Annotated in this window: 20 protein-coding genes; all 20 read right to left on the reverse strand. The window is 57.9% G+C overall.

Going from position 1 to position 14,358, the window contains the following annotated elements; genetic code table 11:
* Positions 1-75: 75 nt before the first annotated feature.
* Positions 76-645: a hypothetical protein gene (locus AADW57_RS13135; protein WP_341667343.1), complete on the reverse strand. Its 570-nt coding sequence runs from the start codon at positions 643-645 to the stop codon at positions 76-78.
* A gap of 9 nt (positions 646-654) precedes the next feature.
* Positions 655-1,722: a hypothetical protein gene (locus tag AADW57_RS13140; protein ID WP_341667344.1), complete on the reverse strand. Its 1,068-nt coding sequence runs from the start codon at positions 1,720-1,722 to the stop codon at positions 655-657.
* A gap of 634 nt (positions 1,723-2,356) precedes the next feature.
* Positions 2,357-2,830, reverse strand: a complete 474-nt coding sequence (locus AADW57_RS13145; protein WP_341667345.1) for a hypothetical protein — start codon at positions 2,828-2,830, stop codon at positions 2,357-2,359.
* A 9-nt stretch (positions 2,831-2,839) separates the two neighbouring features.
* Positions 2,840-3,763 (reverse strand): phage tail tube protein, encoded by a 924-nt coding sequence (locus AADW57_RS13150; RefSeq protein WP_341667346.1) that lies wholly within the window; start codon positions 3,761-3,763, stop codon positions 2,840-2,842.
* 45 nt (positions 3,764-3,808) lie between these two features.
* Positions 3,809-4,315 carry a Rha family transcriptional regulator gene (locus AADW57_RS13155; protein WP_341667347.1) on the reverse strand — a complete coding sequence of 169 codons (507 nt, stop codon included), beginning with the start codon at positions 4,313-4,315 and terminating at the stop codon, positions 3,809-3,811.
* Positions 4,316-4,469: 154 nt separating this feature from the next.
* Complete coding sequence (locus AADW57_RS13160) at positions 4,470-4,889, reverse strand: phage tail terminator-like protein (protein ID WP_341667348.1); 420 nt, start codon at positions 4,887-4,889, stop codon at positions 4,470-4,472.
* Positions 4,886-5,275: a hypothetical protein gene (locus AADW57_RS13165; RefSeq protein ID WP_341667349.1), complete on the reverse strand. Its 390-nt coding sequence runs from the start codon at positions 5,273-5,275 to the stop codon at positions 4,886-4,888. Before AADW57_RS13165 ends, AADW57_RS13160 begins: the two co-directional genes overlap by 4 nt.
* 1 nt (position 5,276) lies before the next feature.
* Positions 5,277-5,633, reverse strand: a complete 357-nt coding sequence (locus AADW57_RS13170; protein ID WP_341667350.1) for a hypothetical protein — start codon at positions 5,631-5,633, stop codon at positions 5,277-5,279.
* A 1-nt stretch (position 5,634) separates the two neighbouring features.
* Positions 5,635-6,015, reverse strand: coding sequence for a hypothetical protein (locus AADW57_RS13175; protein ID WP_341667351.1), 381 nt, complete (start codon positions 6,013-6,015; stop codon positions 5,635-5,637).
* 6 nt (positions 6,016-6,021) lie between these two features.
* Positions 6,022-6,390 (reverse strand): hypothetical protein, encoded by a 369-nt coding sequence (locus tag AADW57_RS13180; protein WP_341667352.1) that lies wholly within the window; start codon positions 6,388-6,390, stop codon positions 6,022-6,024.
* Positions 6,391-6,392: 2 nt separating this feature from the next.
* Entirely contained in the window at positions 6,393-6,719 is a 327-nt protein-coding gene (locus AADW57_RS13185) for an Ish1 domain-containing protein (protein ID WP_341667353.1), read from the reverse strand.
* Positions 6,720-6,758: 39 nt separating this feature from the next.
* Positions 6,759-7,712, reverse strand: a complete 954-nt coding sequence (locus AADW57_RS13190) for a major capsid protein (RefSeq protein ID WP_341667354.1) — start codon at positions 7,710-7,712, stop codon at positions 6,759-6,761.
* Between the two features lie 12 nt (positions 7,713-7,724).
* Positions 7,725-8,486, reverse strand: coding sequence for a hypothetical protein (locus AADW57_RS13195; protein ID WP_341667355.1), 762 nt, complete (start codon positions 8,484-8,486; stop codon positions 7,725-7,727).
* Positions 8,487-8,585: 99 nt separating this feature from the next.
* Positions 8,586-8,711 carry a hypothetical protein gene (locus AADW57_RS13200; RefSeq protein WP_268378279.1) on the reverse strand — a complete coding sequence of 42 codons (126 nt, stop codon included), beginning with the start codon at positions 8,709-8,711 and terminating at the stop codon, positions 8,586-8,588.
* Positions 8,712-8,730: 19 nt separating this feature from the next.
* Positions 8,731-9,927 carry a minor capsid protein gene (locus AADW57_RS13205; protein WP_341667356.1) on the reverse strand — a complete coding sequence of 399 codons (1,197 nt, stop codon included), beginning with the start codon at positions 9,925-9,927 and terminating at the stop codon, positions 8,731-8,733.
* Complete coding sequence (locus AADW57_RS13210) at positions 9,911-11,281, reverse strand: DUF4055 domain-containing protein (RefSeq protein ID WP_341667357.1); 1,371 nt, start codon at positions 11,279-11,281, stop codon at positions 9,911-9,913. The genes AADW57_RS13205 and AADW57_RS13210 overlap by 17 nt, the downstream gene beginning before the upstream one ends.
* Positions 11,281-12,561, reverse strand: coding sequence for a phage terminase large subunit family protein (locus AADW57_RS13215; protein ID WP_341667358.1), 1,281 nt, complete (start codon positions 12,559-12,561; stop codon positions 11,281-11,283). Before AADW57_RS13215 ends, AADW57_RS13210 begins: the two co-directional genes overlap by 1 nt.
* Positions 12,500-13,051: an HGGxSTG domain-containing protein gene (locus AADW57_RS13220; RefSeq protein WP_341667360.1), complete on the reverse strand. Its 552-nt coding sequence runs from the start codon at positions 13,049-13,051 to the stop codon at positions 12,500-12,502. Before AADW57_RS13220 ends, AADW57_RS13215 begins: the two co-directional genes overlap by 62 nt.
* 172 nt (positions 13,052-13,223) lie before the next feature.
* Positions 13,224-13,649, reverse strand: coding sequence for a hypothetical protein (locus AADW57_RS13225; protein WP_341667361.1), 426 nt, complete (start codon positions 13,647-13,649; stop codon positions 13,224-13,226).
* The gene (locus AADW57_RS13230) at positions 13,646-14,347 is read right to left on the reverse strand and encodes a phosphoadenosine phosphosulfate reductase (RefSeq protein WP_341667362.1); all 702 of its coding nucleotides are present in this window, start codon (positions 14,345-14,347) and stop codon (positions 13,646-13,648) included. Before AADW57_RS13230 ends, AADW57_RS13225 begins: the two co-directional genes overlap by 4 nt.
* Positions 14,348-14,358: the final 11 nt, after the last annotated feature.

Here is a 14,358-nt window from a genome sequence, read left to right on the forward strand (position 1 = left end):
GTCGATGCAGAGATCATAGCCAACGACGAAAGCCCGCGCTAGGCGGGCGAAAAAAAAGCGACCCGGAGGTCGCTTTTAGTGCGGAGGAGGAATAATTTGCCCATAAGTTGTCGGAACTATGTCTGCCGGCGGCGACATCTTTTTCTGTATCTCTTCCGCTTTCTGAGCGGCCCTGCGTTTTGCCGCCGCCATCACCAATGCTGTTCGCAACCTCTGAAGACTCAACACACCTCCGAGTACAGAGATTAGCCGAATCAACACAAAACCCAGCAGGCCACTAATCAATCCACTGAAAACAAAAGAGAAATCGATCGTGCCAACACGCGGAAACTGAAACACAAGCGCGTTTTTCAAAAGCGTTCCAAGTACCAAGGCAACAACCGTTAGGACATTCACTGCCAGCATACCAACCCAGAAACTTTGTTGTCGCTGCAAAGCTCGTGACAGTCGATCGGCTTCGTCAGGAGTCAAATCGTCACCAGAAAGAAAGTTTGTAGTGACAGGAATTAGTTGTAGAAGAGCTGCAGAAATCAGCCCCAAAAATGCAATTAGGCCATCTCGCATTCCGAGCCATACGCTCAGATCTACCAGGTAGCCAGATGCTACGCTGATAGACAGAACTATGAACAGATGCAAGTATTTCACGATAAGTACCTAGTCAGCGATCTTCCCGTCCGCCATCATGACAGCATATGCTTGGCACATGGCACGAAGGACATCGTGCGGGTCAAGCAACGACCCAACAATTTCCGAATCTCCGTTTTGCGACTTAATAAGCCTAATGGAGGCGTTGTGATGCAACCTTACGCTTCCATCTGGCGAGGTCTTCGATCCCTTAGAGAAAACACTGAGTTGACTATCAGGAATATGTCGCAGACCAACTTCCAGATTCCTCAGCGGGGCCCGATCAACCTTGCGCCGGCGAGTTTTATAACCAATATGAACCTGCACGTGCAACTCAGCATCAGCCGGGACAGACTCAAGAACTCTATCAGCCGCGGCAGAGTCATGATTTAGCAACGCCTCTAGCACGCCACGTACCATCTCTTGTCCTGAGCTGACACGCGACATAAGATCGTCTGTTGTTGTTACCTCGCGAATCTGCGGTGGATCAGCAACATTTGAAGAGCTCGCTTCATCGGTCGGAGCCTGAGGGCCACTCAGCGCCCCACCAATGACTATCTCTTTTATATCACCCAGATCCCCGCCAACAACAGCGGAATCAAATTTTGCAGCGAGCGTTACATTTCCAATCCAATTAGCGACGTATTTGGAGAGCAGCCATGCAAGATACTTTTCTAACGCCTCAGTCTGCAACGAGGTGCTCTGGATCACAAACACATGATCACCTTTCACCATCCAGAACATCTGCGAGTGCACGTACTCGCTTCGCTCTGGAGCTGCCATTTGCGCAACAGCAAGCTGGGACAGCGTTTGGTCCGACATCTGGAGCACCGCCTGCATATGCCCCTTGGTGAAGTGAACAACGTCTCCAAACGCAAGATCATGACCTTCGGCGCTACTATCAACAAAGATATTGGCTAGGAAATTGTCGGCCTCCACCTCTTGGATTCTGAGCGTATATCGATCCCTAACCCTTGCCTCCACGCTCGCGTTGTGCGCGTTCATCGCACTATGAACCATCTGCTCAAGCGTAGGAGACCCGCTCTCCCGGACATAACGTCGATAGTGTACCGTTACCGGCTTGCGTGCTAATGCCATCTACCCCTCCCCCTGTTGAAACAAACAGTAACCCGAGGGAAAGCAATTTAAAACTGGATAAACATACAGCATTAATGAAAAAACAGCAAGGGTGCTGAATTGAGCATTGAGTTGATCGGCGACTTCACCTCTCCACCTCCTTAATTCGCCTTATCCCACATTCGCCACCGCTCCAGGCCCGTCAAAGATACGGCCACTGTTTTAGCATATGACACTGGCCATCTTCCTTTACCCGCACTGATACAACAGGTAGGCGTCACCCATAGAGAGAATAATTCCAGTGACTCTCGATACAGCCGCGTTGCGGTCTGACTGTGCGTATACATGGGTCACAGCCCAAAGAAGCGGCCCCGAGCGCACACCCACCAAACATCTCCACTCCTTCGCGGTCACTCCCGCTCTAAACGATCAATAGCAAACACTGCCGCATCCAACTCTCTCCTGGATAGTGGCGTCCCATATGCCTCCACCACAGCAGTGATGTTTGCTGTGGTCAGAGGCAGCGGCACAGCTCCAGCCATCCCGACCGCCACACCCCGGCACCGATCAACCGCGCAGTAAACGCTGATGATGTGATCGGTGATAGGGTCGGTAGGCGGCTCATCGGGTACCTCAGCGCCCAGGGCCGAATAGATCAGCTTGCGCTTTTGGCTTTGCCCGGCCCACTCTTTTTCCCACTGGTACCGGGCGACGGCTTTTCCACGGTTTCCTGAACCTCCTTCTGAGCGCCCGCTGCTACCTGGGCCGCAGTTGCAATCACCCAGACGAAGAGGTCCGTGTTGCTGCACAGGAGCTTGGCGGCAACCTCTGGTGAGTAAGGGACTACATCGCCGGCATCGTCCAGGATCTCACCCTTCCAGTCCTTGATGATGTAACGACCCAGCAGCTGGCACTGCACATCATGCTCGCGGACATCGTTGCCAGACACATTGATAGCTGCCAGCCTCTGGCCTGCGTCTTCCCGCGCGATCAGGCGACGAGCGCGCTCCAGAGCGATCTGGTAGGCCTCGATGTCCAGGCCAGCGAGCTTGAAGGAGACGTCTTCGTCGTAGTCCTCCCAGCGCTCGTTCGTGGCGGCAGGCTCTTGCCGGTTAATTCTCAAAGCCATGAATGCTCCTTAAGGTTCTGGCGTCGCAACTGGTGTACGCGTGATGGTAGGGGCCTGCTTGGCTACCGTGTAGTTCAGCTGGATCTGCAGAATGTCGGATTTGCCGCCACTGGGCAGCTCGCCGTCGATTTCCACTGCGGGTAGCGAGATCTCGTACTTGTTGCCCAAGCTATCGGTGACTGGAAAAGCAATGGCAATCGGCGTGCGTGTGAACTGATTCTTCCAAAGCTCCCACGCCTTCTTGGACCAAGCCAGATTGACGGTACCGGTAATGGCTGCCGTCGTTTCAATCAGGGCCCCCGGTCCCAGGCGCTCGGCACCGAAGCAGCGCTGCGTCTGCAGGTTGTTGTCAATGTTCAGCGTGAGGCCAGAAACGCAGGCTTGCCCAGCCAGCGAGACGCCATTGGCTTTCACGTCGCCTACGCTGATCGAAGACATGAACGGCGTATCCGTGGGCGCTGCCGGTGTGGTCGCAAATGGCGTTTCCTTATCCTCATAGTCCAGGCAAGACATCGAGAACGTCACTGTGGCTTTGCCCTCTTCCGGCACTTCCAATGCCATAGAGCTGACATGTGCGCCCTTGAACAAGGCATAGACACCGACGTCGCGGTAGCCCTTAGCCACGCTGAATGTGGTGCGCGTTTCGCCCACGGTCAGTTTATTGACCGTCCAAGCACCGTAGAACGCGGCGGCCAGCAGATCGTCGAACGTACCGTAAGACAGCTCGCCCGCGATGTCACCGGCAATGTCTACGCTGGTGGTGATGGAACCCTGTCCGATTCGCGAGTCCGTGATTTCTTCGGATTCCTCAGTGTTGGGCGTAGGGGTCAAGGTGTTCCCGGTAACGCGCAGAGTCTGCCAGCCAGAGCTGGGCGTGACGCCGGGCGTGACCTCCTTGACGATGTGGGTTGTTACTTTGGCTCCGCTCGACATGGCGTGCTCCTATTGATGGCGTAAAAAAACCGGCTCTAGGCCGGGTCAGTTCAGGGTTAGAGATGGCTGGATTTCATGCTCCAGCCGTTCGCGCCGCTTTTGCAGCTCTGGGATGGCGCGTTTTCGCTCCAGCATCAACCGGGAGCCGAAAGAGGCTCGGACTTGCGTCGAAACCTCTTCTGCCACCAAGGCCTGGAGCTGCTGGTAAAGGTTCTGCGTTCGCTGGTTTAGTGCGTCTCGCATGCGGTAGAACTCACGGATAAGCCGAACCTTGAAGGCCACCACCTCGTCACTGTTGCGCATGAGGGAAATCAGCAACGCGGCTTGCTGCTCATTAAGCATGGCGTATTCAGTTGGCGAACCGCCACCCTGCGGGCGTTTCGCCACCCGCGTTTCAAACGCAAGTGGCCCAAATTGCTCAAGAGAGGCTGCATGCTTGCGGATCAGTTCCAGCATGTTCTTGTGCCGGGCCTTCATGCCTCGCGCAATCACAAGACTGGACGCCAGCGGCTCGCCACTGACAACAGAAACAAGAGGTTCAAATTGAGTCATTTTTAGATCCCAGAAAAGAAAAGGGCCGCCCGCAATGGGCAGCCCCGGACTTTTCAAAGCTCTTCCACCCTCTCGGGCTCGGTATCTACCGAATTAAGGCTGCCAAGAAAACAAGAAACCGGCTCGCAGCCGGCAATAGATAGATTGATACTGACTATCCAGCCCTAAACCGGATATTGACGTTGATCTGATAGAAACCCAGGCCCTGTGGCCGGCCCACGGAATCCCCGGTACCGACGTCCACCTGACTGGCCTCCAAGCACTCCAAATCGCCCTGGGACCAATAGGAGAAGTGCTCCTCCAAAGAATCCGCCAAGCGATTAAGCGTACCCAGCCCAGCGCCGATGCGGTCGAAACACTGAATGGTGATAATGCCGGGCTTGCGGCTATGTGGTCGGTCGGCCATGCCTGCCATGAAGGCTTGCCCATGCTGGATACTTAGGCGACACCACAGCCCCGACTCGGGCGGCGTAAATGCCGTCAGAGCGTTGGGATAGTCAATGCGCTCCTGGTCGACACCAGGAAAGACAGCCATCCGCGCAGTGATAGCTCGCCGGATCTGTTCAAAGGTCATTTGGTGTGTTTCTCCACGACAGCGGCGAAAGCCACGCCGTAAACCCCGGCGGGCGCCTGACCAGAATGGCCGTCCTCCAGCGCCTCGCCGTAGGGGATATTGTTCTGGATGACGGTTTCGCAATATGGACTGGCGGCAGACCCAATGACCTCACTGCCAGTTTGAAGCGTCTCGGCTCCCGATGGGTCGATTTTCTCCAGGTCATAGCCGAGATCCACCCCGTCGATACTGACGCGGTGATTTGCGCGGTAAGCGCCGGAGTCCACAGGCGAACCAGCGACCACTGCAGCCAGGGTTTCCACAGCAACTTGATGCCGCTTCTGTCCGAGATCCTGCTCCACCACCTTGATAAAAGCCGTGGGTGGTTTACTCCAACCAGTAGCCATTTCAAACCCTCCGTAGCTGCAAGGTCCAGGTGGCACCGACTGGATCCTGACCGACATTCAGCACTTCCATGCCGTTGATCTTGTCGCCTACCTTGGGTGTACCGTCCACATCGCCTTGCAGCGCAGTCAGCTTGGAGTCCGTGGCCAGTATCCGGATGCCATCGATCAGTTCCAGCTTGTAGCCCCCGATGACGCCCCGGCCGGAGTAGATGATCTCAACTTCTGGCCAGACCTCATTCACCGGGTCGTAGGCAAGCCCGCGCTCGATGCGCCGGCCTTTGAACTCGGTCACCGCATCTGCCAGATCTGTATCGAAGGCCTCGGCAATATCGGCCATCAACTCGTCACGCAGCCCCATATCAATCCCGTCCTTTACGACACGGCTCCGGCTTCCACGGCATGCGTTTCGCTTTGATTGTTCGCTTGCCTTGGGCCAATGCCTTGATGACCCTGTGCCGCCCATCTGCTATTCGGCCATTCCAATCCAGCAAAATCGGGGAGTCCAGATCGGCGCTCATGACCTTCTTCACATGCCACGCCAACGAATGCATATTGCTGCCTTGCCAAATCTCCCCAGACAGGTCCAGGGCAGCCAGCGGGCAATCAAAAACAGGCAAATCACCTGCGTCGTCCAGGAGACGAGCCACTGAATACTCGTTGCCCTCGCCGTCCGAGTAATAGTCTTGTAGTGGGTAGGCCTGACTAAATGAGACTTTGGGCACCTTATTTCCCTTGGCCATACACATTTACGTCCTTTTCAGAAAAATGACACCGCCACGCCCCAGCCATGGCTTGAGCAGCGCCAAGGCGAGTCGCTCACCCGCCGTCAATTGCTGGTAGTTCGCTGCAAAGGTTTTGCTGGATTCGACCGTGTCGGCCTTCACAGACTTGCTGGTCACACCTACCTCGGTCGCGCGGTAAAGCCGGTCGGCTGCCGCTTCCACAGCAACCTCGGCACCGGCCTGCTTCCATTGCTGTGGCATGGGGGCCAGGCTGGGCAGACCCTGCTCACCCATCCAGGCATTGGCCAACAACACCGCCCGCGCCTTTTTGTCCTCGGCAGCCCATGACCGCCCCATCAGCTCGTCCACCTCTGAAACAGTCACGTATTCCATGACTATTCCGAGACGAGCGCCAGGGCCAGCAGTTCGTCCTTGGTGGCCTTGGGGTCGAAATCAATGCCCAATCCCTTCAGATACTTGCGCAGGGCCGGCAGCCCCATTTGTGCCGGATCGACGTCGACTTCGTCGCGCTCACCATCGGGGACAACGTGAACAGGGACATCAAGCGCCTTGTACGCCGCAACGATCTCGGGAAAGTGCCCCATGATGGCCACTTCCTCGGCACCGTTCTCGGGGCCTCGGAAATAAATCGGATTGCGCACGGCCACGAACGCGCCTTCGGGCACAGGAATTGTCGCCTGGGTCGTGTACAGAATTTTCATGATTGCTCCTTGAAAGCGGGGCCGAAGCCCCGCACTGGCTTAAGGGCCAGGATCAGGCGTCAGATCGATCAGCACGCCGGCGGTTGCCTTGTCGCTGGTGGCGTACTTGCCCCAGTTGGCACCAGCGCCCAGGGCGGCCAGGTTCGGATTCACGCCGGACGCTTCTTTCCAGGAGTAGCCCAGCAAATCGACGTTGAACGTACCTTCTGCGCGGTAACCCAGCGCCAGATTTTCCTGGGTGTTGATCGGATACGAACGCACACCAGGCACCTGCGATTCGGTCAAGGTGACCGCACCCGCCTGCAGGCCAAAGATGCTGTTACCCGGCACTTTGTCCGAGACCAGCACGGGCTTGCCCATGGTGCCGGGCGTACCGCCATAGATCACGATGCCGGCTTCTTCATAAATCTTCTGATCGATCGCATCATCCACCAGGTCGAAATACGTGGCGGAATCCATGCCGAACAGAGCGATACGGTTGAAGCGGTCGCCGAACTTGCGCATACCCTTGGTCAGGACCTTCTTGTGATCGGTCGCAAACGCGGCCTTGGCGACCATGTTGGCGTTGGAACCGATGGCAGCAGCCAGGGATGCGAAGGCTACTTCGATGTAGTAATCCAGGGCGGCGTCGGCCATATCCTGGCCCAAGAGCATCGAAAACTCTTCGGGGCTGCGCGCGCGGCGTTTGAAGGCTTCTTCAGTGGTTTCGTAGGGGCCATATTTCCACGGCGTCTTGACCCCAATCATTTCACCGGCACCAATCTTCTTGCCCACTGCATTTGCAGCGGAATTAACGTCTCGGTGTTCCAGCGATCCGCCGATCTTGTAGAAGGCGCGCTTGCGCAGATCGCCCTCGATGTTCTCGTTCTGCAGCACCAGCGCGCCGCCCGAGGATTGATTGAAAATGGCCAACACTTCCTGGAGGCGTTCCAGGTAGGCGGTTTGCGCCAGATCGTTGTAGATGATCAGGTCGCTATTGACGGTAGCAGGCATTGAATGCGCTCCTTATTTGGGTAGTTTCAGGTAGGCCTCGCGGCCGTGATCTTTGACGTAAGCAGCAATCTCCGCAGGCGACATTTCGCTGCGCTTTTTACCGCCCTTGCCGCCTTTGTCGCCAACGGCACCCGCGCCCTGAGCTCGCGGCCACAGATGCGGTGCCGACTCGCGCAGGCCCTCGGCCCATTCGAGTGGGGACAGCGGCGTTTTGCCGTCCTTGCCATAGACAATCTCGCCGTCGGCCATCGCGACGGCCTGGCCGTCTTCGCTGAGCTGGAACACGCTGCGCGCGCGCAGAATCATGTCTTCGGCTGCCTCGGGCAGCGCCCCGGCCTTGGCCGACGCTTCACGAATGGAATCGGCCAGGACCTTGTCCTTGAACCGTGCTGCGAATGCCTCAGCCTTGTCGGCACGCTCCTTTTCGGCCTGCAGCTTCTTATCCTGGTCGGCGCGCAGACGCTCGGTGCGGCGAGAGACCACCTCGTCCAGCTTGCCCTCGGCAATCAGGCGGGTTTCCTCGTCCTGGTCGGCCTTGCTCAGCAGGCCTTTGACTAAATCGAGATCCAGGCCGTCGAATTGGGCCTTGAATTGGTCCAGCTCGCCCTTGGCGGTCTTGACCGAGCCCAGCAGTTCCTGGTTCTTGGTTTTCAGGCCCGAGACGGCCTTGTCGATGGCCTCCTGCCCTTTTGCGGCCAACGCCTCCTTGAGAGCGGCGACCTTATCCTCGGGCAGGTCCAGGCCCAGCCCGGCCAGATCGAGATCTTCGAACATGTGGTTTTCCCCTTGGGAAGGTTTCGGCCAGCCTCGCCAGCCATAAAAAAAGCCGCCCCTCGGGCAGCCCAGAAAAAAGAAAACCCGCTCAGAGGCGGGTTATGTGTCGTCTTCCAGCTCCTGTCGGCGCATCGATATGTTGATGTGCATGTGCAGCCATAGCTCGGGCCGCTCCAGTAAAGGGCGGCGCTCGACGATTCGGTGTTTCCACCATTCGAGAAACATGAAATCGCAGGGCTGGTGCTCAGTCACCGAATATGCTCTTGAAGGTATCCGCGTCACGGCGACGCAGCTCCTGCAAAGTGTACTGTCGCCCGCGCGGGTCAACAAAGCGACTCAAGTCGTAGCCGCCCTCTTGGTAAAGCTTGTACCGAGCCGGCCCTAACCATTCGCGCTGGAACGCAACATCCTGGCCGCGAAACCAGCCGCCGTACTTTGTGCTGGCCTGCACCTGGCCAACTTTGAGGCCCGCCTTCTCACGCTGCGCTTTGGTCATGTCTCCGACAGGTCGGAAGCTCGCTGGCCGTGGAACACGTTCACCGTCCTCGCCGATCCGGTAGCCGCCGCGCGCCTTGAGCGAGCGTACAAATGGCCGGTTGCCCACCAGGTCGCCGTCAAAGCTTGGCGCAAGCACCGTGCGGCAGTTCGGATGGTACGGAGGACGTGGAAAATCAGAATCCAACTCATACCGCGTTCCATCCATCGCCGCGCAATATTTGCTGGTGCGCCCGTCCAGCGTGGCCACCACCACCAAGTACTTCACGCCCAGGGCGCGGTAGGTGTTTTCATACGCCACGTTAGAGACATGGTTGCGTGCCGTGCGCACCACCCGCTCCACGTCCAGCTTGCTGCGGTGAATCAGACCATCCTGATAGCGCAGCTTGTCGGTACCACGCAGGCCTCGGATGATGTCGGCGTTGGTTTGCCCTTCCCCGATGCCCTGCCTGATACCGGCATAGATCCGGGCCCGAGCCTGGACTGGGATGTCAGTCAGTAGATCATCCAGCAACTGGCCGCCAAACACCGGCCTGTCAGCGGCAGCCTTAAGCACCTTGACTGGCGACACCTTAACCTTGGGCAGGCCATCGACGGCCTTACCCATCACCTCGGCAATGTAGGCAATCTCGTAACCTGCCAAGGCCAGAGCACCAGCAGACCACTCTGCCCGGATGGCCACATCCAGCGTCTTGGCGGCCTGATCGATCTCGCCCTTCACCGCTTTGAGCGCATCCGTCGTGTAACGGCCAGCTAAGAACGCCTCCCGCTCACCGAGACTCAACGCTTCCAGCAGCGGCAGCAGCTCCTTAGCCAGAGCGGCACCGATCCGGTCCAGTTCAAGCCATAGGCGATTCACGACCTGCGACGATGCCCGGTAGCCATAAGACGAATGCTGGGCCAGCGCCGCTACGATAGCCCGCTGGGCGTCACTCAGGCTCGCCATGCTCTACGCCTCCAGGGTTCTCGATGTGCAGCGCCTCTTCGTCATACGAACGCTCAGGCAGTTTGCCCAAGATCAGGTACTGCCAATAAGCATCCGCGCTGATCTTGCCGGCCATGACCGCCTGCAGCAGTTGCTGGGCAATGGCAGGATCAATCACTGGTGTGCTGAACTCCGGTTTAACCGTGAACTTCACCCCGTCGGGATTCTCGCCAATCCACTCGGCGATATAGCGCAAGCCTTGCTCGATGGCCTCGGCCACCGTTACGACAATGGAGTGCAGAGTCGCGTGCTGATCATCCTGCCGCGCCTTGCGGGCCTCGCCAGACTCGGTGCCGGCCACATCCATGACCTTGGCACCTGCCTCCAGCGCCGCCCCCTTCTGATCCTGCATTGCCCGGCGCACAGCATCGATACCGGCACCCTGGAACTCCAGATAGCCACAGGTGCCGTTATCACCCAGATCCCAGGCTGCCGACGGACCGGTTACCGAAAGCGGTTTATCCGCTTCCAGCCCCGACACCCACGGCTGCGGATGACTGGTGTAGTGCAGGCTAGTGAAATAGTCAGCGCTAAGCTGGTACGACTTGATGGCCGCGCGCGCCATAGTCAGCAGCGGCACCTCGTCCACACCCGGGCCGTTGTCGGTCGAGCCGCAGTAGATGACTGGCAGAAAGCCCAGCCCCTTTGCCACCTGCCCACCGGTCGCCACGGTGCCCAGCGGCCGGCGCTCTTCGATAATCTGTCCGTCGCTGCCCTGAACCTCGGTGAAGCAAATCCCACCATCCAGCGCATAAATGCGGTACACAGCCTCGGTGTCGTGCGAAAAGACGTCATCGCCTTTTTCGCGGAACTCACGGAACACGGCCAGCACCAAGTCCTGGCGACCTTCGACCGTCGCCTCTTTCCAGTTGGTGGCGTTCGTGGCGCGATAGGTGGCGAAATACGGCTGGCCCTGGTCGTCGATATTGACCACCACCGGTACGCGACCATGGGAGACGGCCTGGCGCACCATACGCAGGAACAACTGCTTGAGGCTGAACCCGTCATCGGTGGCGTTCTGCTCCATGGCCTGCATACGGTTGGGTAGCTCGATCTCGGGCTGCAGCCGCGAGACCAAGCCCATCATCGAGCGCAGGCTGTCGCGCACCCAGTGCTCGTACTGAGCGCGTTCGCGGTAGCCCTCGTACAGATAGCGATTGTCGCCGCTAAGTTTTTCCGCCTCGACCATGCCCGCCGGTTTAGGCAGGTAGCCTGGCTTGGCCTTGATAGCCCGCTCACCCTCCAGGGCATCGTCCATCATTTCCCATTCAGGCAGGTGTGCATCGTAGTCGGGATGCGTGGTTGTGACTGACATTACGCCAAGCCTCCAATCTGGCGCTGTCCGGCGCTCGGTTTCTTAATCGGGTAACGATGGACCATGAAGTAGCCCTGTGCATCGTTCGCGTGGTCCTGGCCACTGCTTTTGTCCGGCTCCCCGTTCTTGTCGTAGGCCTGCTGCTCCAGCGCTTCGGTCAGCACCGGGCAGCGGTCCGTGTTCACTTTCCAGCGCCGCTGGTCCATATGATTGAGAAGCATGGCGTTCACCGCGTTGACCCGGTCGCGCACAGATGGGTTGCGACTGTTCGCCCGTACAGTGAATCCAGCCTGCCGCAGAATGCTCAAGTCCGATTCGCTCGCGTTCTTGCTGCTGGTGTTCTGTCCGCTGGCATCGGGATAGACGATCACGGCATGCCCACGGTCCTTGAACCGGTCTTTGAGCAGCTTGGCCATGGCCGGCGTGTCCCGCACCTCGGTCAGTTCAGCCACCGTAATCGGCAGGTCATCGCGGATCACATTGATGGTGGCTGTCATGTTCAACACGTTGAAGTCCATACCCACATGGAGCGTCTCGTTCGGGCGTTCCACCTCGGCGCTGTGGTTGCGCCGCCGGCAGAAAGACGGGTACACGCTGCCGCTGTTCAGGTTGACGAACCGGCCCTGTAGGTAGGCCTCGATCAGTTGCGCCGGGTAGGACTCGCGCAAGGAGTCCACATAATCGTCCGGCAAGAACGGATTGCTTGAGGTGGCCGCCTGGACCATCACATAGCCCGGCTTAGGCTTGCGGGCCCAGGTCTCATAAGCGAACCGGAACCCCTCGGGCGTCGAATAGGCGCTCACCCGGTTGAATGGCTTGTCCACACCTTTGGGCTTTTGCCGGTTACGAGCAATGATCTTGCGCCAGGCCGCCTGCGCCTGCACCTTCTTCAAGGTATCGATCTCGTCCACATGCGCCCGGTAGGATTCGTACCCCACGATGCGCGCCGGGTTCTCCAACGTGCGCAGGATGAAGTCGCCGCAGTTGGGCGCGCTGGTGTAGATGATGTTTTCCTGCTTGTTGTACTTGTACCGAATGCCCAGGTCGGACAGCTTCTCTTCCATCCGTGGTGCCAGGATCAGGCGTACAAGATCGTAAGTCGGCTCATACAGGGCAATCAGGGCATCCGAAGACTCCAGCGCGTCGCGCAGCGCACAGTTAGCCAGGGTCTCTGTCTTGCCGCTGCCGAAGCCGCCGATAAACGCTGGATACTTGTCCTCAGTCTGGAAGAACCGCGCTTGCGGCTCCGTCATCTGCAGGCGCAGGGTTCGGCTTTGCATTCACAATCTCGATTTGGATCTTGCCTACCGGCGTTTCATCTGGCGGCGAGTTCTTGGCTAGGTCAGCACGAGTGCGCTCCAGACTCTCGATGCGAGCCATAAGCCTGTCAACTATCGGCGACCAGTCGCGACGCTTGAACACCTCGTTTTTAACCATTTCATCGTAATCGGGCATACCGCCCAACATAGAAGGCGACTCGGCCCGCTCCACCAGCTCAAGATCCTGCTCGCCAATTTCGGCAATCAGCGCACGGCGCAGACGAATTTTTGCTATGCGCAATTCATCATCTATGTTCCCTATCTCAACACGGTGATAGATTTGCTTTTCTTCATCGGTCAGGCCGCTGGCGTACAAGCCATGCGTTCTAGCGTTCTGGTTGCCCTTGTGGGTAATCTCTGCTTTGCCGCCATGCATGCGGCACCGCCCATTGCCCATCGCCCTGCTTTGGCACGGCTGGCCGCTGCGGGTTTTTGCGCCGCACTTGGCCATTTCTCATCCTCGCAGATTGCATGGGGTGTTTTGCCACCCCAAAAAAGAAACCGCCCGAAGGCGGCAAAAGCTTAAGACCCAGACGTTCTGGCGGAAGATTGCCTTGCTGCTCGGCGGACAGCTCTCGCGGCCCGGCGAGGCGAAGTTCGTCCACGCATATCGCACTCCTAAATCAAAGAGACAGCCCGGCATAGTCTTTAGCAACCCTAGGCTCGGTCTTGCCAAGATCGACTCGCGGCAAATCCACGCCCATCAGCTTAGCGACCTCATCGCCGGGCAAATACTTGTCGCCAAACTGAATCCAATTCATAGCCGCCAGGAAGCGATCTTTTTGCTCCCTGGTTTTGAAGCACATCGCAAACCAATACTCAGAGTCCGTCACGTTCTGGAAACGGTCATTCTCGGCCTTGGCTCTTTCGCGAAAGCCGCGCTTGACCTCGTCAAGATCTGCCAGCGAGTCGGCCTCAGCATCGCCTGTCGGGGTCGGCATACTCACCAGCTTAGGATTTCTGCGGGCTGCTTTCTTAGCTGCTACCGATACCCGGGTTTGCTGAGCCTTCAGCCTTGCCGCTGCCTTAATCGCCTCTTTATCAATCATGCCGCCAGCCTCTCGAAACGGAACAACTCCAACTCTGCTAATGGAAACATTTCCAGAACGCGCTGATAATCACGCGGGAAATGCCGCTTCATTGGACCCAAGAACCGCACATCCATGCCATCGAATGTGCGGCCAAAAACACGGTAGTCGGGAGCCAGTTTGACGCCCGCATGGCGAAACTCACGCAGCAAGTCAGATTTTCTCCAGTCCCATACCGGGTGATATTTCAATCCGTTCTGGCTGATCGGCCCATGAGTTTTGATCGCCACCAGGCGCATGGGCGAGTCAGCTGCGCGCACGCCTGTGGCATAAAGCATATCCGCCGGCAAGCCGTGATCCTGACGAACCACCTGGAATACCTGCTCATAGGTGTGATCAGGCAATCCAGCCTGCTCAACAACTACACACTGCTCAGGCGGTCGGAAAATATGTTCATTCAACCAACGGTGCAGGCTCGGGTGCGGCATCTGGATAATGCGCTCTCCGAAAAATTGCTCATAGTAGTCGATGGACTCCTGAACAAACCCTAGCCCAGGCACCAGATACATGTAGACAGGTATCACGCGGTCAAAATGCGGGCGAATACGCAGCCAAGCTGCGACAGCGTCTTTGCCCAGCGAAAATGCCAGCAATGTCTGGCTCTGCCTGGAGCGAATCTCGCGGATGGTATCCGCCCCGGATAGAACATGAGAACTCATAACACACGCCC

The sequence above is a fragment of the Alcaligenes sp. SDU_A2 genome (genome assembly GCF_038237375.1).
Classification (GTDB): domain Bacteria; phylum Pseudomonadota; class Gammaproteobacteria; order Burkholderiales; family Burkholderiaceae_B; genus Alcaligenes.